General features: G+C 68.8%; 17 protein-coding genes. 8 read left to right on the forward strand and 9 right to left on the reverse strand.

Features of this window, described 5'->3' with window-relative positions:
• The first annotated feature begins 67 nt into the window (after nt 1-67).
• Nucleotides 68-823 (forward strand): SDR family NAD(P)-dependent oxidoreductase, encoded by a 756-nt coding sequence (locus ACG00X_RS02090; RefSeq protein WP_394486265.1) that lies wholly within the window; start codon nt 68-70, stop codon nt 821-823.
• Here the strand turns inward: ACG00X_RS02090 and ACG00X_RS02095 are convergent.
• Entirely contained in the window at nt 803-2059 is a 1257-nt protein-coding gene (locus ACG00X_RS02095) for a TIGR03862 family flavoprotein (protein ID WP_394486266.1), read from the reverse strand. The two genes, ACG00X_RS02090 and ACG00X_RS02095, sit on opposite strands and share 21 nt — an antisense overlap.
• A gap of 159 nt (nt 2060-2218) precedes the next feature.
• Here ACG00X_RS02095 and ACG00X_RS02100 point away from each other — a divergent pair, with 159 nt between their 5' ends.
• Genes ACG00X_RS02100 through ACG00X_RS02110 form a run of 3 tightly spaced genes read left to right on the forward strand, consistent with a single transcriptional unit; the run spans nt 2219 to nt 5409 of the window.
• Nucleotides 2219-3304: a catalase family protein gene (locus ACG00X_RS02100; protein ID WP_394486267.1), complete on the forward strand. Its 1086-nt coding sequence runs from the start codon at nt 2219-2221 to the stop codon at nt 3302-3304.
• A gap of 15 nt (nt 3305-3319) precedes the next feature.
• A complete protein-coding gene (locus tag ACG00X_RS02105; RefSeq protein WP_394486268.1) occupies nt 3320-4018 on the forward strand; it encodes a hypothetical protein in 699 nt (232 codons plus the stop codon).
• 2 nt (nt 4019-4020) lie between these two features.
• Entirely contained in the window at nt 4021-5409 is a 1389-nt protein-coding gene (locus tag ACG00X_RS02110; protein WP_394486269.1) for a Dyp-type peroxidase, read from the forward strand.
• A 42-nt stretch (nt 5410-5451) separates the two neighbouring features.
• On the opposite strand, the gene ACG00X_RS02115 is transcribed toward ACG00X_RS02110, so the two are convergent.
• From ACG00X_RS02115 to kduD, 8 genes are all read right to left on the reverse strand, one after another.
• The gene (locus ACG00X_RS02115) at nt 5452-6339 is read right to left on the reverse strand and encodes an SDR family oxidoreductase (RefSeq protein ID WP_394486270.1); all 888 of its coding nucleotides are present in this window, start codon (nt 6337-6339) and stop codon (nt 5452-5454) included.
• Nucleotides 6336-6785, reverse strand: a complete 450-nt coding sequence (locus tag ACG00X_RS02120) for a GNAT family N-acetyltransferase (protein WP_394486271.1) — start codon at nt 6783-6785, stop codon at nt 6336-6338. Before ACG00X_RS02120 ends, ACG00X_RS02115 begins: the two co-directional genes overlap by 4 nt.
• Entirely contained in the window at nt 6782-7804 is a 1023-nt protein-coding gene (locus ACG00X_RS02125; protein WP_394486272.1) for an NADP-dependent oxidoreductase, read from the reverse strand. Before ACG00X_RS02125 ends, ACG00X_RS02120 begins: the two co-directional genes overlap by 4 nt.
• Before the next feature lie 91 nt (nt 7805-7895).
• Nucleotides 7896-8711 (reverse strand): DNA-binding transcriptional regulator KdgR, encoded by an 816-nt coding sequence (kdgR, locus tag ACG00X_RS02130; protein ID WP_394486273.1) that lies wholly within the window; start codon nt 8709-8711, stop codon nt 7896-7898.
• Between the two features lie 52 nt (nt 8712-8763).
• Nucleotides 8764-10023, reverse strand: coding sequence for a pectate lyase family protein (locus ACG00X_RS02135; RefSeq protein WP_394486274.1), 1260 nt, complete (start codon nt 10021-10023; stop codon nt 8764-8766).
• A complete protein-coding gene (locus tag ACG00X_RS02140) occupies nt 10020-11138 on the reverse strand; it encodes a pectinesterase family protein (protein WP_394486275.1) in 1119 nt (372 codons plus the stop codon). The genes ACG00X_RS02135 and ACG00X_RS02140 overlap by 4 nt, the downstream gene beginning before the upstream one ends.
• Nucleotides 11135-12307: an oligogalacturonate lyase family protein gene (locus ACG00X_RS02145; RefSeq protein WP_394486276.1), complete on the reverse strand. Its 1173-nt coding sequence runs from the start codon at nt 12305-12307 to the stop codon at nt 11135-11137. The genes ACG00X_RS02140 and ACG00X_RS02145 overlap by 4 nt, the downstream gene beginning before the upstream one ends.
• Before the next feature lie 252 nt (nt 12308-12559).
• Nucleotides 12560-13321, reverse strand: coding sequence for a 2-dehydro-3-deoxy-D-gluconate 5-dehydrogenase KduD (gene kduD / locus ACG00X_RS02150; RefSeq protein WP_394486277.1), 762 nt, complete (start codon nt 13319-13321; stop codon nt 12560-12562).
• A gap of 532 nt (nt 13322-13853) precedes the next feature.
• Here kduD and ACG00X_RS02155 point away from each other — a divergent pair.
• The 4 genes from ACG00X_RS02155 (at nt 13854) to ACG00X_RS02170 (ending at nt 23356) form a co-directional block, all read left to right on the forward strand.
• Nucleotides 13854-16808: a TonB-dependent receptor gene (locus ACG00X_RS02155; RefSeq protein ID WP_394486278.1), complete on the forward strand. Its 2955-nt coding sequence runs from the start codon at nt 13854-13856 to the stop codon at nt 16806-16808.
• Nucleotides 16809-16940: 132 nt separating this feature from the next.
• Nucleotides 16941-17516, forward strand: a complete 576-nt coding sequence (locus ACG00X_RS02160; RefSeq protein ID WP_394486279.1) for a PEP-CTERM sorting domain-containing protein — start codon at nt 16941-16943, stop codon at nt 17514-17516.
• Nucleotides 17513-20323, forward strand: coding sequence for a pectate lyase family protein (locus tag ACG00X_RS02165; protein ID WP_394486280.1), 2811 nt, complete (start codon nt 17513-17515; stop codon nt 20321-20323). The genes ACG00X_RS02160 and ACG00X_RS02165 overlap by 4 nt, the downstream gene beginning before the upstream one ends.
• 87 nt (nt 20324-20410) lie before the next feature.
• Nucleotides 20411-23356: a TonB-dependent receptor domain-containing protein gene (locus ACG00X_RS02170; RefSeq protein ID WP_394486281.1), complete on the forward strand. Its 2946-nt coding sequence runs from the start codon at nt 20411-20413 to the stop codon at nt 23354-23356.
• Nucleotides 23357-23416 lie beyond the last annotated feature (60 nt).

The following is a 23416-nucleotide window of genomic DNA, read 5'->3' on the forward strand; positions in this document are numbered from 1 at the left end:
GAGCTTCCGGCAACGCATGCGCGGCGCCGGCCTCGAGCATGGAGGCCTTCTTTCATCGGAGCCTTCCATGACCACCATCAGCCTCATCACCGGCGCCAGCCGCGGCCTGGGCCGCAACACCGCCTTGCACATCGCCCGCCGTGGTGGCGATGTCGTCGTCACCTATCACAGCCAGGCCGACGCGGCGCATGCGTTGGTTGCGGAAATTCAGGCGCTGGGCCGGCGCGCCGTTGCGCTGCCGCTGGATGTGGGGCAGGTTGCCGGCTTCCCGGTCTTCGTCGAACGCCTGCGTGCCGCGCTGCGCACGATCTGGGCGCGCGACACCCTGGACCACCTCGTCAACAACGCCGGCCACGGCGACTACGCGCTGGTGGCCGACACCACCGAGGCGCAGTTCGATGGCCTCGTCGACGTGCACTTCAAGGGCGTGTTCTTCCTCACGCAGGCGCTGCTGCCGCTGCTGGCTGACGGCGGTCGCATCGTCAACCTGTCTTCCGGCCTGACGCGGGTGTCCTTCCCGGGCTACGCGGCGTATGCGGCCGTGAAGGGCGCGGTGGAGGTGTTGACCGTCTACCTCGCCAAGGAACTGGGGGCGCGGGGCATCACCGTCAACACCGTGGCGCCCGGCGCCATCGAGACCGATTTCGGTGGCGGCGCGGTGCGCGACAACCCCGACATCAACCGGCTGTTCGCCGGCATGACGGCCTTGGGCCGTGCCGGTGTGCCGGACGACATCGGCCCGATGATCGCGAGCCTGCTGTCGCCAGACAACCGCTGGGTGAACGCCCAGCGCGTCGAGGTGTCAGGCGGGCAGGCGATCTAGAAAGCTGGCGAGCCCATGCGCGGCCGCGCGGCCGCTGGCCATGCTGGCGGTGAGCAGGTAGCCGCCGGTGGGCGCCTCCCAGTCCAGCATCTCGCCCGCCACGAACACGCCGGGCAGCGCGCTCAGCATCAGCTCGGCCGTCAGCGCCTCGAAGCGAACGCCGCCCGCCGTGCTGATGGCCTCGGCCACCGGCCTTGCGGCATGCAGCGTCAGCGGCAGCGCCTTCAGCGCCGCGGCCAGGGTGGCGGCATCGAGCATCTGCTCACGGCTCAGCAACTCGTGCAGCAGGCCCAGTTTCAGCGGGCTGAGGTGCAGCCGGCTCTTCAGGTGCGATGACAGCGAGCGGCTGCCGCGAGGGTGCTTCACCTCGGCGAGCACGCGTTCGGCCGTCAGCTGGGGCAGCAGGTCCAGCTGCAGCGTGGCGCGGCCGTCGCGGGCGATCTGCTCGCGCAGCACGCTGCTGGCGGCGTAGACCAGCGAACCTTCGATGCCGGTGGCGGTGATGACGAACTCGCCGGGCCGGCTGGCGAAGCCCTCGGCGGCCAGCGCCACCGGCTTGACCGGCTGGCCGGCGAACTCGGTGGCGAAGCGTTCGCTCCAGCCCGGGCCGGCCGGGTGGGCCGCCGTGGCGCCGACGTCGAAGCCGCAGTTGGCGGGCTGCAGCGGTGCGACGTCCACGCCGCGCGCGGCCAGCCACGGTGCCCAGGCGCCGTCGGAACCCAGTTGCGGCCAGGACGCGCCGCCCAGTGCCAGCAGCGTCGCTCGCGGCGTGACGAGGCGCTCGCCGTCGGGCGTCTCGAAACGCAGCGCGCCGTCATCCGTCCAGCCGCGCCAGCGGTGGCGCATCGCAAAGCTCACGCCGGCCGCGCGCAGCCGATGCAGCCAGGCGCGCAGCAGCGGCGCGGCCTTCAAGTCCTTGGGGAAGACGCGGCCGGACGTGCCGACGAAGGTCTCCACCCCCAGGCCGGCGGCCCAGGCGCGCAGCGCGTCGGCGTCGAAGGCGCGCAGCAGCGGCTCGATGTGCGGCGCCCGGGCGCCGAAGCGGCCGAGGAAGGGGGCGAAAGGTTCGGCGTGCGTGAGGTTCAGGCCGCCTTTGCCGGCCAGCAGGAACTTGCGGCCCACGCTGGGCTTGGCGTCGAAGACGGTGACGGCGTGGCCGGCGGCGGCCAGCACTTCGGCGGCCATCAGGCCGGCCGGGCCGCCGCCGATGATGGCGACAGGGAATGCAGAAGACATGCGTGATTCTAGGAAGCGCCGCGCCAGCGTTTGCGGTGGGCGGCCCGGCCGACCGGTTGCGGCGTGGCGGCCGGAGCGGCGCGGCAGCGTGAAGAGGACGGGGTGAACGGCGTCACGACCTACAGCCGGCGATCGGTCGACATCCCAGAATTTTTCGCCATGACCTATCTCCGATACGACGCCAGCGTCGAAAGCCCGGCGGAAGACGAGGCTCGGCTAACCGCCGAGATCATCGAACACATGGCGGCTTCGAACCGCTGCACCTTCGAGCGCCACCGCCACGCCATCCGCGATGCGCACGCCAAGTCCCACGCCATCCTCAAGGGCGAGTTGACGGTGCCGGCTGACCTGCCGCCCGAGCTGCGGCAAGGCCTGTTCGCCGCGCCGGGCACGTATGGCGTGGTGGCACGGCTGTCGTCGGCGCACAGCGACATCCATTCCGACGCCGTGCCTGCCCCGCGCGGCTTCGCGTTGAAGGTGATGGGCGTGCCGGGGGAGCGGCTGTCGCCCGAGTTGGGCGCGGCGAATCAGGACTTCCTGATGGTCAACTTCCCGGAGCTGGCCTTCGGCACGCTGCAGAAGTACCAGCAGCTGCTGGGCTTGCTGGAGGCCAATGCGCAAGCGCCCGAGGCGCTGCAGCGCCTGGTGGCTGCGACGGCGCGTGGCGTCAAAGACGTCGTGCAGGCGGTCGGCGGCCGTGTCGGCGCGACGCTCGACGGCCTTGCGCGCGACAACCATCATCCGCTGGGTGAGACCTATCACACCCAGGGTGCGCTGCGTTTTGGCGACCATGTGGCAAAGCTGTCCCTGGCCCCGCTGTCGGCCGACGTGATGGCGCTGACAGGCCAGCCCGTGTCCGGCGACGGCTTCTCGGCGCTGCGCGATGCCATCGCCGAGCACTTCGCTGCGCAGGGCGCGGTGTATGAGTTGCGGGCCCAGCTGTGCACGAACCTGGCCGCCATGCCGGTCGAAGATGCCGCCGTGCACTGGGACCCGGCGCTGTCGCCCCACCGGCCCATTGCCACGCTGCGCTTCGCGCCGCAGCCTGTCTACGGCCCCGCGCGGCAGGTCTACGGCGACGACGTGCTGTCGTTCAACCCGTGGAACGGTGTGCACGCCCACCAGCCCCTGGGCCAGATCATGCGCATCCGTCGCGCTGCTTACGAGCGATCCAGCCGCTTTCGCCACGACATGAACGCCCGCCCGCGCGTGGAGCCCACCGCGCTGACCGACATCCCTGACTGACGAGACGGCTGCCTGATGACCGAACCCACCCGAGACCCGCGCCTGGCAGACGAGACCACGCTGCAGGCCATCCGCCGCCGCATCGAGGAAGTGGCGGCCGACGCGCCGCAGCTGGTCAAGATCGCGCTGGAGGCCATGGTGCGCAAGCACAACCCCGACCTGAAGGGCAACGCCGGCTCGGCGGGCCGCGCGGGCAAGCAGTCCGGCAACGTGTCGGAGCTGACGGCCATTGCGCCGCTGAAGCCGGGCGGCGCCGACCGGCTGCGACGCATCTTCGACCTGACCGGCGGCAACATGGATGGCGCACAGCGCGTATCGACGCTGCACGACATGCGCTTCGTGTTTTTCGATGACGACACGCGCATCCTGTTCGCCACCGCATACGACGGCGACTGGGACGCCTACATCAACGACTTCGCGACCAAGATCCCGGAGCTGATGGACCTGCTGTTCGCCAACATCGAGGGCTGGCCGGGTATCGACAGCCCTGCGGTGAAGGACTTCATCGCTAGCCACCAGATCAACGCCGCAGGCTGGTTCGTCGCCAACCCGCAGGTCACCGTGGTGGACGTGCGCCGGTACCAGCGCATGGACAAGGCCCTGGGTGAGTTCCTGGATGCGATGTCCGGCAACGTCGACGTCGACCCGGTGACGCGTGACGCGCTGGCACGGCTGACCGATGCGCTGTCCCAACCCGAAGGCGTGGACTACTGAGTATGACGGTCATCGAACGCCTGAAAACGCTGTTCAACCCCGAGCCCGTCACGCTGCAACTGGACGACATCCAGGCGTTGATCCTGCGCTCGCGGCCGGAGCCCTATGTGGGCCTGCACGCCATGCTGCACATCGACGACGCGGCGGGTGGCCGCGCGTTGCTCGGTCGGCTGTCGGCGCACATCCCGTCGGCCGCCGGCTGGACGGAAGACCGCGACGCCTGGATCGGCGTGGCGCTGAGCCACGCGGGCCTCGTGGCACTGGGGCTGCCCGACGCGTCGCTGAAGAGCTTCCCGCTGCCGTTCCAGCAAGGCATGGCCGCGCGCGCCGCGCAACTGCGCGACACCGGCAGCAACGCGCCCGAGCATTGGGACGCTGCGTTCAAGCCCGGCACCTGCCACGTGGCGCTGACGATCTATGCGCGCGACGACGCGGCGTTGGCGCTCGCGGTGGCGCGTGCGATGGCCGAGCTAGACGCGGCCCAGGGCGTGACGCTGGTGGCCACGCACCGCTTCGGCGCCGATGCCGACGCGAAGAACCCGTTCGGCTTTCGGGACTCCATTTCGCAACCCGCGGTCGCGGGAAGCGGCGTGCCTGCGTTGCCCGGGCAGGAGCGGGCCATTGCCGCCGGCGAATTCATCCTGGGCGAGCCCAGCGAGACCGGCGCGCCGGTGGCCATGCCCGAGCCCGCTGTGTTGGGGCGCAACGGGTCGTTCGTCGTGCTGCGCAAGTACGAAAGCGACGTGGGCGCGTTCAATGACTTCGTGCGCGCCAACGCCGACGGCGAGGCCGCGCAGGAGAAGCTGGCCGCCAAACTGGTGGGACGCTGGCGCAGCGGCGCGCCGCTGGTGCTGGCGCCCGAGCATGACGACCCGGCGCTGGGCGCGGACCCGCAGCGCAACAACGGCTTCGACTACGCGGCCGATCCCAAGGGGCTGATGTGCCCGCACGCCGCGCACGCGCGCCGCCTGAACCCGCGCGACAGCCAGCTGACCATCCTGACCGACGTCAACATCCACCGCATCATCCGGCGCTCGTCCACATTCGGGCCGAAGTGGACGCCCGACGTGACGGCGGCCGACGATGGCCGCGGCGACCGCGGCATCTTCTTCATCTTCATCAGCGCGCGGGCCTACGACACCATCGAGTTCCTGCAACAGGAATGGATCAATCGCGGCAACTTCATCGACCTGGGCACCGAACGTGACGCCATGGTGGGCCTGCACGGCGACGAACCCGGCAGCTTCACGCTGCCGCAGCAGCCCGCCCGCAGGCGCGTGCAGGGCCTGACGACCTTCAACCACCTGAAAGGCGGCGAATACTTGTTCATGCCGTCGCTGAGCGCGCTGCGCTGGATTGCCGACGCAGGCTGGCGGGAGTCCGGCGGCTGACCTGGGCCAGGGCTTGCCATGGCCCTGGCGTGGGCTCGCGGGTCAGTCGGCGCGCAGGCGCGCTTTCAGGGCCGCACCCACGTCCGGCCGCGCGGCGAAGGGGTCGGTCGGGTTGCGGTTGAGCATCACGTCTTCCAGTCGCGTCTGCACGCCGGCCAGTGCCTGCGGGTGGCTGAAGATGTAGAACTTGCGGTGGTCGATGGCGTCGAACACCAGCGCGGCCACATCGGCTGCGGTCAGCTTGCCCGACGACACGGCCTTGTCCGTCTGCGCCTGCGAGATCAGCTGGCTCTTCGTGGGCCGGGCCATCGGCAGGTCGGCCGGCCGGTTGCGGTGGCTCTGGCTGATGCCGGTGGGCACGAAGAAGGGGCAGAGCACCGAGGCATGCACCTGGTTCGTCACGAGCGCGAGGTCCTGGTAGAGCGTCTCCGACAGCGACACCACCGCGTGCTTGGACACGTTGTAGACGCCCATGTTGGGCGGGTTCAGCAGGCCGGCCATGGACGCGGTGTTGACGATGTGGCCCCGGTAGGCCGCGTCGGCCTCGGCGGCGGCCAGCATCATCGGCGTGAACAGGCGCACGCCGTGCACGACCCCCATCAGGTTCACGCCCAGCACCCACTCCCAGTCGGCCAGGCTGTTCTCCCAGATCAGGCCGCCCGAGCCGACACCGGCGTTGTTGAAGACGACATGCGGCGCGCCGAAGCGCGCCTGCACGGCGGCGGCGAGCGCCGCCATCTCGTCGGCCTTGGCCACGTCCACGACGCGAGCGAGCGCCTCGACCTGGGTGAACTCGGCGGCGGCCTTCTCCAGCGCGTCGGCCTGCACGTCGACGAGCACGAGGTTCATGCCGCGCTGCGCGGCGAGGCGGGCGGTCTCCAGGCCGAAGCCGGAGCCCGCGCCGGTGATGACGGCGGTCTTGCGGGTCATGGCCGGGCTCTCCTCATTTCGACGTGGGGGATGCCGTCTTCGATGTAGGGCTCACCGACGGGCTCGAAGCCGAAGCTGCCGTAGAAGCGCTGCAGGTGCGCCTGTGCATGCAAGGTGATGGCATGGCCCGGCCACAGGCGCTCGCATTGCGTGATGGACTCGGCCATCAGCGCGCGGCCGGTGCCGCCGCCGCGCGCGGCAGGCGCGGTGACGACGCGGCCGATCAGCGCGTCCGGGGCCTTCACGCCGGGCGGGATCAGGCGCGTGTAGGCCAGCAGCTGGCCATCGTCACCGGTGCCGAGCAGGTGCCAGGTCTTGGGGTCGAGGCCGTCGATCTCGAGGAAGACGCATTGCTGCTCGACGACGAAGACCTCCGAGCGCAGCCGCAGCACGTCGTGCAGTTGCTGCACGCCGAGCTCGGCAAAAGGGGTGCAGTGCCAGTTCATCCGACGAGCTTGACGAGCTGCTTGCCGAAGTTGCGGCCCTTGAGCAGCCCCATGAAAGCCTCGGGCGCGCTTTGCAGGCCCTGGGCCACGGTCTCGCGGTACTTCAGCTTGCCGGCAGCCACCAGCCCGCCCAGCTCCTTCAGCGCCTCGGGCCAGACCTCCATGTGCTCGGACACGATGAAGCCCTCGACCTTCATGCGGTTGACGAGGATGAGTTGCGGCGCGGCCATGGGGATGGGCTGGCCGTCGTAGCCGGAGATCATGCCGCACATGGCGACGCGACTGAACGCATTGGCGCGCAGCAGCACGGCGTCGAGGATGTAGCCGCCGACGTTCTCGAAGTAGCCGTCGATGCCGTCGGGGCAGGCCGCCTTCAGCGCCGTCGACAGGGCTTTCACGTCGCCGTGCTGCTTGTAGTCGATGCAGGCGTCGAAGCCCAGTTCATTGACGACATAGGCGCACTTGTCGGCGCCGCCGGCAATGCCCACCGCGCGCGCGCCGCGCGCCTTGGCGAGCTGGCCCACCGCCGAGCCCACGGCGCCGCTGGCGGCGCTGACGACCACCGTCTCGCCGGCCTTGGGGTTGATGATCTTGACGAGCCCGTACCAGGCCGTCACGCCGGGCATGCCCACGGCACCCAGGTAGGCCGACAGCGGGATGTGCGTCGTGTCCACCTTCTGCAGCACGCCGCGCTGCGTGGCGTCGACGGTCTGGAACTCCTGCCAGCCACCCATGCCGACGACCTTGTCGCCGACCTTGAAGTGGTCGTTCCTGGACTCGACCACCTCGCCGACGGTGCCGCCGATCATCACGGCATCGAGCGGCTGCGAGGCGGCGTAGCTCTTGCTGTCGTTCATGCGGCCGCGCATGTACGGGTCCAGGCTCAGGAAGTGGTTGCGCACGCGCACCTGGCCATCGGTCAGCGGCGCGAGTGCGGTCTCGACGAGGCGGAAGTTCTCGGGGGTCACCTCGCCCTTGGGGCGCGAGGCGAGAAGGATCTGGCGGTTGATCTGGCTCATGACGGCTGCTCGTTGAACGACAGCCGGCATTGAATCATCCCCGGGCGGGGCGGGCGAGTCCCAGGGGCGACAACGCCGCCCCGGCCGTGCGTCAGGCGGCGGCCTGCGCCGGGTCCAGCGGGAAGCGCGTGCAGCCCAGCTTCTCGGAGATGTCGCGGCTGGCGGCCTGCAGCAGGCGGATGTAGTCGGGGGCTTTTGCGTCGTCGAAGCGGAAGGTCGGGAACGACACGCTCATGCCGGCGATCGGCTGGCCCAGCCGGTCGAAGATGGGCACGCCCAGGCAGCGGATGTGATCGTCGAACTCCTCGCGGTCTTCGCCGTAGCCCTGGGCCTTCACCTGGGCCAGCTCGGCGAGGAAGGCCGGGCGCTCGGTGATGGTCTTGTCGCGAAAGCGCTTGAACTCGGCGCCGTCGAGGATGCGATCGCGCCGCTCGGGATGTTCCCAGGCCAGCAGCACCTTGCCGATGGCCGTGCAGTGCAGCGGCGCGCGGCGGCCGACGCGGGAGTACATGCCCAGCATGTGCCGCGAGTCGACCTTGTGGATGTAGATGATCTCGCTGTCGATGAGGCTGCCCAGGTGGACGGTCTCGCCGGTGGCGTCGGCCAGCATCTGCATGGGGTGCTTGGCCAGCTCGACGAGATCGGGCGAGGGCAGGGCCTTGGCGCCGATCTCGAACATGCGCATGGCCAGGCCGTAGCGTTCGCTGTCGGGCTCCTGGCGCACATAGCCCAGGCTCTTCATCGTCTGCAGGAAGCGGTAGACGGTGGCCTTGGGCATGGCCAGGCGCACGGAGAGGTCGGTGATGCCGATGTCGCTGCGCTCGCCCAGGGCGTTCAGGATGGCAAACACCTTGAGTACCGCCGCAACCGATTCCGGCTGCTTGGAATCACCAATGTCTTCGTCCATCGTCTTGATGCTTTCGGGCGCTTGTTCCGCGATATGGGATGCGGATTCTCCCTCAGGCCCGGCGGGGGCCCGCTTCCCGCCGGATTTGCTCAGCAAGATGATCAGGCCTGTCCGGCCGCAGCAGGGCTGCATCGTAGGACTCGTCGGGGCGCCAGCCGAGCTCCGCGGAGAGGCTGTCCCCAGGATGTGCGGCACGCCACGCGGCCAGGATGTCGACGGGCTGGCCGTTGAGCCGGCTGTCGCGGTCGGCGAATGCCGTGCCTTTGAGGCGGCGGATGAGCCGGTCCGCCGTGACGCCTGCAGGCAATTCCCAGCGGTTGTGTTCGCTGAACAGCTGCGACTGCACGCCCAGGCCCAGCGAGTAGCCGTAGTCCTCGGCATGCTCGGCGCTGAAGAGGTTGGCGACGACATGGACGCGCCCGAACCGCACGCGTGGCGCGCGCTCCTTGCAGCTGTCAAAGTGGTTGTGGTGCAGCGTCACGCGCAGCCGGCCGGCGTCGCTGGTGCGGCTGTCGCTGCTGCCGATCAGCATGGTCTTGTCGTGGGCCTGGAAACGGCACCAGGATACGGTCACAAGGTCGCTGCCGTTGGTGATGTCCAGCAGGCCGTCGTGGTGCTGCACGCGCTGGCCCAGGCGAATGGGCTCGAGCTTGTCGGGGTGATCCCCATCGTCGAATTGGCAATGGTCCACCCACACGCGTTCGGCGCCGCGAAGCGACAGGCCGTCGTACGCCGAATTCCATTCGCCATGCCCGTTGTCGCGGGGCTGCCATTCGGGGAAATGGTCGTAGGCGTCCGAGAAGCGCAGGTCGCGGATGACGATGTTGCTGACCTGGTCGAGCAGCACCATGCCGTGCTGGAAGCCGGCGCCGGGCGCGGCGCCGAGCAGCGTCGTGTTGGATGGCAGGCGCACGACGGATACGCCGGCCTGGCGCTTCTCGGAGCGCCGGCGTGCGTCTTCCAGCGGGCCGCTGGGGTCGTTGCGGCCCCAGGTGGCGGGGGCGTAGGCGCGATCGAAGGCGTCGGCATCGAAGGCCGGATCGCGGAATGACTCCGCGCCGCCCGGGCAGAGGTCGATGAAGGCATGCACGCGGATGATCTTGGGCCGCTCACCCAGCCGCAGGGCCGCGTCCAGGCCGGCGCGGTCATGCACGTCCACGATGTGTTCGGGTCGGGCGCTGGCGCCGCCCGTCGTGGCACCCACGCCCGCCCAGCCCAGCGGCAGCGCCACCGTGGCGCGGGGTGCGCTGGTGCAGGCGCCCAGCGCGGGCAGGGTGGCCAGGGCGATGAGGTCGCGGCGACGCAGCGTCATGGGCGGTTGTTGAATTCGCTCAGGCGGTGGGTGGTGGCGTCGAACGGCCGCCGCGAGGTGCTGGCCGCCCATGGCCCGACATGGGCGCCGATCTCGCTGTCGCGCACGACGGCCAGGCCGTTGGGGCTGCTGCCGGCGACCCAGGTGCCGGCCTTCACGCCGCTGTCCCAGGCGCGGCCGAGCGCCGTGGCGCCGGGGGCGATGCCCGGTTCGGCCACCAGGCGGCTGTGCGTGACGAGGAAGCCCTGCTGCACGTCCGGCGAGGTGCTGGGCGCGAGGATGATGCCGCCATGGCCCGGCGTGCGGCGGTGGGCGCGCGTCAGGATGGTGGAGTGCTCGATGACGAGGACGGCGTTGCCGAAGATGAAGTCCACGTCGCCCGCGATGAGGCTGTGGCGGATCAACTGCCGCGCCGGCTGGCCGGGGGCGGGGCGGCGCGCGAACAGCGTGTCCTGGTGGCCCAGCAGCCGCACGTTCTCGAGCTGGATGCGGTCGCCGGCCAGCGTGAGTGCCACGGCCTGCGCGCCGCCGCTCTCGCCGACGCCGGGCGGGTAGGGCTCACCGCGGCGCACGCCGTCCATGGCGTCGTTCGCGACCGTCAGCGCGATGAGCTGCACGTCGGGGCTTTGCACGAGCAGCGTCGTGCTGCCGCTGGTGCCGATGCTGGCCTTGCCCAGCTCGGGGATGCAGGGATGGGCAGCTTCCTGCTCGCCCTTGGGCTTGCCGGAGAAGCGCCCGTCCACGAGCACGACGGCGGCCGGGTCCAGCGCCGCGCCGACCAGCGCGAGCGGCGCCTTGTCGCGGATGCACAGCGGGCCGCGGTAGGTGCCGGGTTCGATCTGGATGACCCAGCGCCGGCTGCCCTCCTTGGCCAGCGGCGGCACCTTGTCGATGGCGGCCTGCACGGACTCGCCGGGCCTGACGACGAGATCGGGCGGTGCTGCGGCGAGGTCGGCCAGCGGCGCGGGCGTCCAGTCACCGAGATAGGCCGCCGTCGTGTGGGCGGCGGCCTGCGCTGCGGTGAGCTGGGGGCGGCCCTGGGGGCTGGGTTGGGCCTGGCTCACGCTGGCGGCGAGCAGCAGGCCCAGCGTGAACAGCGTGAGCCGGGGCTTCACAGGTCCGCCAGGTAGACCGCCGGCTCGAAGCCCTTGGCGCGCTCGGCATCGCAGCTGAACAGCACCTGCTTCTCGTCGGGCGTGAAGCTGGGGTGGGGGTGGGTGACCTGGCGGTTGTCCTTGTAGACGTCCCAGCCGCTGTCGTGGCGCGCGATGGGGCGCGTGGTGGCGTGGCCGCTACCGGCGCGCAGGTCGAAGAGGTGGAGGTAGGGGTCGCCCACCAGCATCTCGTTGTCGCCGCTGCTGGCCTTGCCGCAGCCGTCACCGACGATGAGCGTGCCGTCATGGTTGCTCATCAGGTGCGAGCACTGCGGCATGGCGGACAGCAGCTTGTTCTCCAGCGTGACGGGGTCGAGGCTGTAGATCCAGCGTTCGGGCGACTTCTCGTTGTATGACACATAGATCATCGCGCTGCCATCTGGCACCCAGAACTCGTGCGTGCAGCTCTCTCCGTCGGTATGGGCCTTGCCGCAGCGGCGGTTCGTGCCGTCCTCGTTGATGAACCACATGCGCGCGTCGATGAGGTCGTGCGGGCCTTCGTGGCAGTAGGCGACCGTGTTGTCGTCGAACGGCCGGTATTGCGGGTGGCCCAGCCAACCGCGCTGCTCCAGGATGACGCTGCGTTGGCCGGTCTGCAGGTCCACGCTGAACAGCCGGCACAGGGGCTTGCGGTGGAACATCTCGGTGAACTTCTGCCAGGTGTTCAGCGGGAACCAGTCGGCCGCGGCGATCTCGATGCCGACCATCTTCGTGCAGGCGCTGTTGGCCACCCAGGTGCCGTAGCCCACCCAGCCCTCGGGCACGACGTAGGCGACTTCCTCCTTCAGCGTGGCGAGTTCCAGGCGGATGAGGTTGCGGTCGCCGCGCACGAAATAGACGAAGCGGTCGTCCGGGCTCATGAAGGCGCCGAAGGTGTTCTCACCGGCGCCGTCGGTCAGCTGGATGGCGGTCTGCGTGGGCAGGTCCAGCAGGTGCAGGTTCCAGTTGGGGCTGGGCTGTGGCCCGAACTCGCCACCGAACATCAGCTTCGTGCCGTCGTTGGTGAAGCACTTCTGATAGAAGTAATTGCGATGGCAGGTGACGTCCGGCGGCGTCAGCCGCGTGACGCGTGCGCCGGTGTCGGGGTCCTCGTGGGTGACGAATTCAAACTTGCGTTCGGTGGATTTCATGGCGGCATCCTCTTTGATGTGTTGCGCCTTGCGGGCCGCGCGCTGGGCCGCTCCCGAGCCGGCCCGCTTGGCGATGTGCTTGCGGCTCGAAGCCGCAAGCATCGCCGTCCCCTCGGGGGCTGAGGCCGGACACGATAAGTCTGGAGGACTTTTCGTGCCTGTCGAAGGGCAGCCGCTCTGCGGCTGCGCGGTCTGCAAGACCGACCAGCCTCGCCCGTGTTCAGCGGGGCGGGGCTGGGCGAGGGGCCTATTTCACCTGGCCAGCCAGCCGCCGTCGACGGCGACGGTGTAGCCATTCACATAGTCGGATGCGGGGGACGACAGGAAGACGACCGGGCCGGCCAGGTCCTCGGGCTTGCCCCAGCGGCCGGCGGGGATGCGCTCGAGGATGGCGCTGTTGCGTTGTTCGTCGGCGCGCAGTGCGGCCGTGTTGTTGGTGGCCATGTAGCCCGGCGCAATGGCGTTCACGTTGATGCCGTGCGAGGCCCACTCGTTGGCCATCAGCCGCGTGATGCCCATGACGCCGCTCTTGCTGGCGGTGTAGGAGGGCACGCGCACGCCGCCCTGGAAGCTCAGCATGGACGCGATGTTGACGATCTTGCCGCCCTTGCCCTGCGCCATGAAGACCTTGGCGACGGCCTGTGACAGGAAGAACACCGACTTCAGGTTCAGGTCGATGACGTCGTCCCAGTCGGCCTCGGTGAATTTGATGGCGTCTTCGCGGCGGATGATGCCGGCGTTGTTGACGAGGATGTGCACCTCGCCATTGAGCGCCTTGGCCTGGGCCACCAGTTCGGGGATGCAGCTGATGTCGCCCAGGTTGGCGCGCAGGTCCAGGAAGCGACGGCCCAGGGCCTCGATGGCGGCCTTGGTTTCATCCGGCTCGGAGACGTTGACGCCGACGACGTCGGCACCCGCCTGCGCCAGTGCCAGCGCCATGCCCTGGCCGAGGCCCGTGTTGCAGCCGGTCACGATGGCCGTCTTGCCGGCGAGATTGAAGTTGTGAAGGACCATGTCGTTGTTCGAGGTGCGTGGAGCACCGGTTGCGTGGGAAGGGGCCGCCCGGGCGGAAGAAGGACCGATGGCGACAGCGGGGTCGGGGTTGTTCCGATGGATCCGCCGCGCTGGATCGTTAGAGTTGAAACGCGGTTTCGGATTCCGATTTCGAGAAGCTTAGGGCAGCTGGCAAGTGTTGCGGAATCATGGTTTCTATTTAGTGAACCGCCGTTCCGATTTTGCCAGCTTGAACCTATCATCGTCCACAAGCCCTGCAAAAGAGCCTTCCCTTCAGTGCCTGCATAACCCGTCGTGATGTTGTCCAGCGTCACGGCGCAGGCCCGCGGTGAGGCCGCCTTGCCGGGCGTTGCCAGCGGCCGCACGACCCCAGCAGTTGTCGTTGTAGGCCATGGAACGGCGCTCGCACTGCCGCGAAGCCGTTTCCCGATTTGACGGGCGCCCTGCGTGCGCCCGGGTGCCCAGCCCTTGCATAACCCCAGAGCCGCCGGCGCGTGACGCGTCGAGGCGGCCTTGCACCAGGAGACTCTTCATGTCCGCTTTCCGTCCGTACCACCGTCTCGCCCTGAGCCCGGTGGCCCTGGCCGCCACGCTCGTCGCCGCCCCCGTCTGGGCTCAGGACGCCGCCGCCACGAACAACCAGCTCGAGACCGTGACCGTCACCGGCATCCGGGCCTCGCTGGAAAGCGCACTGAACGCCAAGCGCCAGGACAAGGGCATCGTCGATGTCATCAAGGCCGAGGACATGGGCAAGTTCCCGGACACCAACCTGGCCGAATCGCTGCAGCGCGTGCCGGGCGTCGTCATCGACCGCGATGCCGGTGAAGGCCGCAACATCTCCGTGCGCGGCCTGGGCGGTGACTTCACCCGCACGCGCATCAACGGCATCGAGGCGCTGGCCACCACCGGCGGCACCGACAGCTCCGGCGGCGCCAACCGCACCCGCGCGTTCGACTTCAACGTCTTCGCCGCCGACCTCTTCAACTCGCTGACGGTGCGCAAGAGCACCTCGGCCGACGTGGACGAGGGTTCGCTGGGCGCGACGGTGGACCTGCAGACGGCCCGCCCCTTCGATCTGAAGAAGTTCGTGGCCGCCGTGGCCGTGAAGGGCACCTACAACGAGATTCGCGGCAAGGCCACGCCCAAGGCCTCGTTCCTGATCTCCAACACCTTTGCCGACAAGAAGATCGGCGTGCTGCTGTCGGGCGCCTACTCCAAGCGCCAGGTCTACGAAGAAGGCTTCAGCACCGTGCGCTGGGACAACGGCAGCTCCAGCGGCGGCTGGTGCTCGCCGCTGGGCGTGACGCCCGCCAACCCGGCCACCACGGCGGCCACGGCCAACACCTGCGGCTCGGCCGGCGTGGCCTCCGACGCCGCCACGGCGCCCAGCGCGCGCCTGCCGGCCTCGCAGGCCGCCACCGATGCCTACAACGCCGCGTCGCTGGCCACCAACTTCCACCCCCGCCTGCCGCGCTACGGCCGCCTCACGCACGATCAGGACCGCACGGGCCTGACCGGGTCGGTGCAGGTGCGCCCGACCGACACGACGGTGATGACCTTCGACATGCTCTACAGCAAGCTCGACGCGACGCGCCAGGAAGACTTCCTGGAGGCCATCTCGTTCAGCCGCACGCTGGCCCAGGGCGGCAAGCCGCAGACCAGCGTCGTGGAGGCGCAGTTCGCGCCCAGCGGCCAGATGGTCTACGGCAAGTTCAACGGCGTGGACATCCGCTCGGAGTCGCGCTTTGACAAGCTCACCACCGAGTTCACGCAGCCCACGCTCACCGTCGAGCAGGAGCTCACGGAGACCGTCAAGCTCACGCTCAAGGGTGGCCGCGCCACGTCGCGCTTCCGCAACCCCATCCAGACCACCACGACGCTGGATGCGCCCAACGTCAACGGCTATGTCTACGACGCGCGTGGTGACGACCGCTCACCGCTGATCACCTACGGCACGCTCAACCCCAGCGACGTCAACGGCGCGCTGGCCATCCACGGCGTGCCGGTGGGCGCCACCGGCATCACCAACTTCACGCCCAGCGAGATCCGCATCCGCCCGAACGGCGCGACCAACCGGCAGGACGTCGTGACCGCCGATGTGGCATGGGAAGCCATCCCCGACCTGCTGACGATCAAGGGCGGCGTCAGCTACAAGAAGTTCAGCTTCAACAGCTACGAATTCCGCCGCACCGTCGAGACGATGAACACGCTGCCGGCCGGCACGCTGCCGCTGAGCCTCGTGACGACGCTGGATGGCTTCGGCAAGGGGCAGAGCCTGCCCGCGGGCTCGGTCACGTCCTGGGTCATCCCCAACCTGGACGCCATTGCCGGCGCGTATGACATCTACTGCAATTGCCTGAAGACCGGCCAGGCCGGCGGCTCGGGCGACTTCCGGCTGAGCTCCATCACCAACGGCAATGCGCGCGGCAACAACCGCTCCATCACCGAAACCGACACCGGCAGCTGGCTGATGGGTGAGTTCGATACGCGCCTGGGCGGCCTGCCGGTGCGCGGCAACGTGGGTGCGCGCTATGTGAAGACGTCGCTGAGCGCCACCGGCTATCTCGCCACCGGCGGCGGCAGCCCGGTGACGGCCACGCGCCAGTACAACGACTGGCTGCCGTCGGCCAACGTCGGCGTCAACGTGACGAAGGACTTCATCGTGCGCGCCGCGGCGGCCAAGGTGATGTCGCGTCCGCCGCTGCCGAGCCTGAACCCGGGCGGCACGCTGTCCACCACCGGCACGCTGAGCTACACCGGCGGCAACCCGGCGCTCGACCCCTACCGCGCCACCACCTTCGACCTCAGCGGCGAGTGGTACCACTCCAAGAACGGCTTCATCGGCCTGGGTCTGTTCCAGAAGAACATCAAGAGCTTCGTCGTGACCAGCGGCCGCAACGTGGCCTACAAGGACACCGGCCTGCCGATGTCGCTGCTGCCGACCAACTTCACGGGTGACGAGATCTTCACCGTCAGTGCGCCGGTCAACACCGAGGGCGGCAAGCTGCAGGGCTTCGAGATCAACGTTCAACAGCCGTTCAGCTTCCTGCCGAGCTGGGGCAAGAACTTCGGCCTGCTGGCCAACTACACGCAGGTCAAGTCCAAGATGAAGTACCCGTCGTCGCAGACCGCGACGACGACCACCTACATCACCGAGGACCTGATCAACCTGTCGCCGCGCTCGTGGAACATGTCGCTCTACTACGACGACGGCACGTTCAGCGGCCGTATCTCCGGCTCGTCACGCGCGTCGTTCCTGCAGACGGTCGTGTTCCAGAACAACCAGAACGAGCAGGGCAAGAACAAGACCTTCAACCTGGACATGTCGCTGGGCTACAAGGTCAACAGCCAGCTCGAACTCACCTTCGAGGCGACCAACCTGACGAACCAGGCCAACGAGCAGTTCATCTCCCGTGCGATGAACAACGTGGTGGTGAACAACTACACCGGCCGCGAGTACATCCTGGGCGGCCGCTACAAGTTCTGAGCCGCATGACCTGAAAGACCAGGGGCGCAGACCTGCCGTCTGTGCCCCTTTTTGCTTGGGGGACCCTGCCGGTCTCCGGATGGAAGTCGAGCCGCCGACAGAGCGGCCGCACGTCAACAACGGAGACAACGCATGAAGACCCTCAAGACCCTGGCGGTCCTGGCCGCCGCATGCCTGGGCGGCGCCGCTGCGCAGGCCGCTCCCGTGCCCGTGGGCACCGTCATCACGGGCCAGGTCAACGGCGCCAGTTCGGCGCTGTTGGGCCTGGACCACGGCTACGCCGACGAGGCCGGCAGCAACGTCACGGCGCTGTCCGACGGTTTCGGCGATCTGGAGTTCCTGACGGCCGATTACGCGGTCGGCATCGACTTCACCAGCAGCGGGCTGCTGCAGGTCTGGAACAACAGCGGCGCTGCCGCGCTGCCGGGCACTTACGCGCTGACGTTCAGCTTCGCAGGCCTGACGCAGCCGCTGAGCGGTTTCGTGGGCCTGGACCTCAGCGGTATCAGCAGTGGCGGTGTCAGCCTGGCGCGGCTGGATGACCACCGCATCGCGCTGACGCTGAACGACCTGACGTTCAACGACAGCTTCGGCAGCTTCACGGCGCAGCTGAACGTGGCGGCGGTGCCCGAGCCGGCGAGCGGCGCGCTGCTGGCCCTGGGACTGGGCCTGCTGGCGCTGGGCCGCACGAGGAGGGCTGCCGCATGAAGCCGCTGCATCACCTGAGCGGCATCGCGTCGCTGTTGCTGGCCAGCCTGCCGGCCTGGGGCCTCGACGCCGCGCTGCAGACGGCGCCGGCCGACGGCTGGGGCGCCGGCACCGTGGGCGGCAGCGCGGCCACGCCCGAGCACATCTACACCGTGCGCAACCGCGCCGAACTGCTGAACGCGCTGGCCAATGGCGGCAACGCGGCCAAGATCATCAAGGTGGCCGGCAGCATCGACATGACCGCGGGCACGCCGTTCGCGAGCACGGCCGACCAGAAGGTCAGGGCGCGCGTGCGCCTGCCGAGCAACACGACGCTGATCGGCGAGGGGCCCGGCGCCGGCTTCGTCAACGCGTGGATCGACATCACCGGCGTCAGCCAGGTCATCGTGCGCAACCTCACGCTGGTGGCGCCCTGCGATGTGGGGCCCGTCTGGGACCCCACCGATGGCGCCACCGGCAACTGGAATTCCCAGTACGACGCGATCGGCATCGTCACGGCCACGCAGGTCTGGATCGACCGCAACACCATCACCGACGCGCCCGTCACCGACGACACGCTGCCCATCGAGAACGGCAAGACGCGCCAGTGCCACGACGGTGCCATCGACATCACCAAGGGCGCCGATCTCGTCACGGTGTCCTACAACGTTGTGCAGGCGCATGACAAGACGATGCTGATCGGCGGCTCCGACAGCCTCGCGAGCGACGCCGGCAAGCTGCGCGTGACCATCGCCAACAACGTGTTCAGCGGCGTCACGCAGCGCGTGCCGCGCGTGCGCTACGGGCAGGTGCACGTCTTCAACAACTACTTCATCGGCAGCAAGACGGCCAACCCCTATCCGCACAGCTACAGCATCGGTGCGGGCAAGGCGTCCAACCTGCTGTCGCAGGCCAACGTCTTCGCCATCGACGGCGCGACGGGCTGCGACGGCGTCGTCACCTACCCGAGCAGCGACCACTCCGGCGTGTTCCAGGACAGCGGCTCCATGCTCAACGGCGCGCCGCTGGGCGCCTGCAGCGTGTTGGCGGGCACGCCCTTCACGCCGGCCTATGCCTACAAGCCGCGGCCGGCGGCACTCGTCAAGGCCAATGCCGTGGCCCTGGCCGGTGCCGGCAAGCTGACGACGCAGATCAGCGGCAGCGGCAATGTCGGCGACGTGGCCGGCACCCGGCTGCCGGCCGCCAACGAGGCCGGCGTGCACACCGACACGCGGCTGGCGCTGTCCTTCGACGCGCCGCCCACGCTCGGCACGGTGGGCCGCATCAGCGTCTATCGCAGCAGTGACGATGTGCTGGTGGACAGCATCGACGTCAGCAGCGTGCCGTCCGCCAGCGACACGCAGACCGTGCTGGCGCGCAGCAATCTCGAGATCGATGCGCTGGGACTCGGCGCCATGTCGGATGGCGCGACCTGGGCGCGCTATGTCTGGTATCGCCCGGTGGCGATCAGCGGCAGCACGGCGCAGGTGCGGCTGCACAACAACCGGCTGGACTTCGGCACCAGCTACTACGTGACGATGGACGCCTCGGTGCTGGCCGGCAGCATCAAGGGCGCCGCTTTCGCCGGGGTCACCAAGGCGGACGGCTGGAAGTTCACGACGCGTGCCGCGCCCGCGAGCTACACCGATGTTGCCGTGGACGACAACGGCTCGACCGCCGACTTCCGCACGCTGCAGGGCGCGCTGAACTGGGTCATGAAGTACTGCGCCACGAACAGCTCGTCCAGCTACGGCTGCAACACGGTGGCGACGCCCAAGGTCATTCGCCTTGCCGATGGCCGCTACCCCGAGCTCAACATCCTGCGCAAGGTGTCCAACCTGAGCATCGTCGGCGAGAGCCGCGACGGCGTGGTCGTGGGCGACGAGAATTTCGAGTCGCTGAATTCGGGCAGCGGCGCCAGCAGTGCGGCGGCCGGCACGGCGCTGAGCACCTCGGGCAAGACCTTGGGCCATCGCGTGCTGGGCGGCGGCCGGTCGTCCTTCCTCATCGAGACGTCCGACCTGCTGACGCTGCGCAACTTCACGCTGCTGAACCCGCACGAGCGCAGCAACAGCTGGGACAACCAGGCCGAGACGATCTACTTCAACACCAGCACGACCGCGGCGGCCGCGCGGCTGGTGGCCAGGGAGATGGCGTTCTACAGCCAGCAGGACACGCTGCAGCTCAAGGGCTACAACTGGTTCTACCAGTCGCTGGTGGCCGGCAATGTGGACTTCATCTGGGGCAGCGTGATGGCCAGCCTGTTCGAGGAGTGCGAGATCCGCTCGGTGGTGGACACCGCCAGCAGCTCGCCCGGCTATGTGCTGCAGTCGCGCGCGACGGCGGGCGACAAGGGCTTCGTGTTCCTGAACAGCCGGCTGACGTCCGATGGCCTCGTGAGTCAGGCCTATCTGGCGCGCAGCGGCGGCACGGCGGCGACGACCTACACCGACAACATCGCCTTCGTGAACACGCGCATGGGCCCGCACATCCTGCCCGTGGGCTGGTGCGTGGGCACCGGCACCAGCAAGACCGGCGTCGGCACCGGCGGCTGCGGCAGCAACCCGCCGCCCTGGGCGGGCACGGCCGATGGCGCCGCCACCGACACCGCCGGTTGGCGCGAGTTCGGCAGCCTGGACGCCAGCGGCGCGCCGCTGGACGTCAGCGCACGGCTGGGTGTGGCGTCGGTGAAGGTCAATGCCGTGGCGACCGACCTGACGCTGGCCCGGCAGCTGTCTTCGCCTGCGGGCCTGACGACGCGTGCCGAGGTGTTCCAGAACTCGACGATCGCCACCGGCGCGCCGGGCGGCTGGGTGCCCGCGCCCTGAGCCCTGGCGAATCACGCAGTGCCGGCCTGCGCGCTCGCCGGGCCGGCGACGAGACGAAAAAAACAGGAGACGACAACAATGAAGAGCATGAACCGCAGGCCGTGGAACGGCCACCGCGACCCTCGCGCGCTGACCCACCGGCTCAGCCTGTGCGCCGGCGCCGCGCTGTGCCTCGTCAACGCCGCGCACGCCCAGGGCGGCGAGGGCCAGGCGCCCGTCAGCATGGAGCGCGTGCAGGTCACCGGCTCGTCCATCAAACGCTTGTCCGGCGAGACGGCGTTGCCGGTGTCGGTCAACAGGCCGGAGGAGTTGGAGGCGCGCGGGCACACCGAGCTGAAGGATCTGGTGCTGGAGTTGCCGCAGTCGCAGTCGCTGGGCTTCAACACCGGCGCGGCCGGCCCGGTGCTGAACCTGCGCGGCCTGGGGCCCATGCGCACGCTGACGCTGCTCAACGGCCGCCGCCTGGCCAACGAGCCGCTGCAGGATCAGTACGTGTCGGTCAACGTCATCCCGCGCATGGCGCTGGACCGCGCCGAGACGCTGCGCGACGGCGCGTCGTCCATCTACGGCTCCGACGCCATCGGCGGCGTGCAGAACTTCATCATGAAGGAGAGCTTCCGCGGCGCACGCATGAAGGCGGACTGGAACGTGCCGGAGCGCTCCAGCGCCGGAGAGACCCAGGCCGTCGGGGCGATCGTCGGCTTCGGTGACCTCGTGGTCGACGGCTGGAACCTCTACGGCGCGCTGGACCACCAGAGCAAGTCGGCCTTGATGCAGGGCGACCGGCCCGAGCTGTACGACGGCTCGGCGCTGAACCAGCTGGGCCTGCTCGTCACGCCCAGCAACAAGAACCAGAGCCCGATTGCCAACTTCGGCTTCGCGCCGGCCTCGGCCGCAGGCGGCGCGAACAACAACAACTACAACGCCAGCTTCGCCACCGGCTGCGTGGCGCCATGGTCGCTGCCCACGCTGGGTGCCGGCAGCGTCGCGACGCCGGCCACCTACGGCAACGCCGGCTGCTACCGCGACCCGAACTTCTACACGGCGATCAGCGACGGCAGCAAGATCACCAACCTGTTCGCCAAGGGCGCACTGAACGTGGGGCAGGGCCACCGCGTCAGCCTGGAACTGCTGCATTCGGCGTTCACCGTCGAGAAGTACCGCGGCCTGCAGATCAACAGTTCGTCCAACGAACCGTTCAGCTACTACACCATCCCGTCCACCAGCAAGTTCTACCCCGGCAAGGGCATCACGCCGCTGGTCAACGTGGTGGGCAGCAACACCGGCAGCAACTCGCCGGCCATGTTCATCGACGCGACGAAGACGCCCGGCGTCGTCAGCCCGCTCAACATGAACAACCGGCTGGTCTACTTTCAGTGGGGCCCGGGTGAACTGGGCAACGCCTATCGCAACGACGAGCAGGTCAACGATCGGCTGGTGCTGGCGGCCGAAGGCACGCTGTGGAAGTGGGACTACCGCGTGGGCCTGAACTACGGCCACTCGCAGCGCAACACGGCCACGGGTGGCGGCTACATCCTCTACAGCAAGGCGCAGGAAGGCTTCACCAACGGCATCCTGAACCCCTTCGGCCCGCAGGACGCCGCCGGCCTGGCCTACCTGAAGAGCATCGAGCTGCGCGACTACGTCTACCGCAGGAACGAGGCTTTCAACAAGGGCGTCGACGCGACGCTGACCCGCGAGCTGATGCAGCTGGGCGGCGGCCCGCTGACGCTGGCCGTGACCGGCGAGCTGCGCCGCGACGAAGCCAAGGTGCACGCCGCGCCGCTGGACTACGTCGGCAAGCTGGCCGACGGCCGCTACAACATCAGCAGCGCAGGGGTTGTCGTGAAGGACGACATCGTCGGCGAGAACCCCACCGGCGTGGCCGCCAGGCTGCACCGCGACATCAAGTCCGCCGTCGTCGAGCTGGACGCACCGCTGACCAAGGTCTGGAGCGTCAACGGCGCCGTGCGCTCCGACACCTACAGTGACTTGAAGACCACCACGGTCAACCCCAAGCTGTCGCTGCGCTTCCAGCCCAGCGCGCAGCTGATGTTGCGCGCGTCGGCCAATACGGGCTTCCGGGCACCGTCCATCATGGACATCCAGAACCCCACGCCGGAAGTGCGCCAGGCCACCATCGATGACCCGGTGCTGTGCCCCAGCCCGACGCCGCTCATCGCCGGCTCCGGCACGGCGGTCGCCAGTGCGGACCCGGTCAAGGTCTGCAACGCCATCACCGACTACTGGACCAAGTCACCTGACAACAGCCACTTGAAGCCCGAGAAGTCCAGCGGCTGGAGCATCGGCGGCGCGTTCGAGCCGGTGCATGGCCTGCTGGTGACGCTGGACTACTGGAGCATCAAGCTCAGCGACGTGCTGGGCGCGCTGACGCTGCCCGAGGTGCAACAGCAGCCGGCCAAGTACGCGGCCAACATCGTGCGCCGGGCCGACGGCACCATCGACCACATCCTGACCAGCCAGGCCAACCGCGGTGACATGAACATGCGCGGCCTGGATGTCGCCGCGACCTATCAGCTGCGCACCAACAACCTGGGCACATTCAACTTCAAGCTGGACGGCACCTACTACGACAAGTACGCGTTCTCGGTGGAAAAGGGCGGCGAGATGCTGGACGACGTCGGCGTCCTGACCGCCGACGCGCGCTATGTCGGCCCCAACGCCGGCCTGGCCACCACGCAGCAGATCGTCTACCGCTGGAAGCACACCGCCGCCGTGGCCTGGCGCAATGGCGATTGGTCCGCGCAGCTCTCGCAGCGCTACAACAGTGGGCTGACCGACCTGACGCCGCGCGCCGGTTCGGCCTACACCAGCGTCAAGGCGTACAAGCAGTACAACTTCAGCGCCGGCTATGCGGGCTTCAAGAACTGGAAGGTGAATGTCGGTGTCAACAACCTCACCAACGTGGGCCCCGCACTGACAGCCAACACGGGCTACAACGGCTACCTGACCAGCAACGCGGACGTGCTCGGCCGCGCTTACCGCCTGGCGGCCGAGTACACGTTCTATTGAGGCAGAACGGGCAGTCGCCTGATGCGCGCGAAGGCCCCGGTCTTTGCGCGCCATTTCCTT

It is taken from the genome of Pelomonas nitida (assembly GCF_043555975.1).
GTDB classification, from domain to species: domain Bacteria; phylum Pseudomonadota; class Gammaproteobacteria; order Burkholderiales; family Burkholderiaceae_C; genus Pelomonas; species Pelomonas nitida.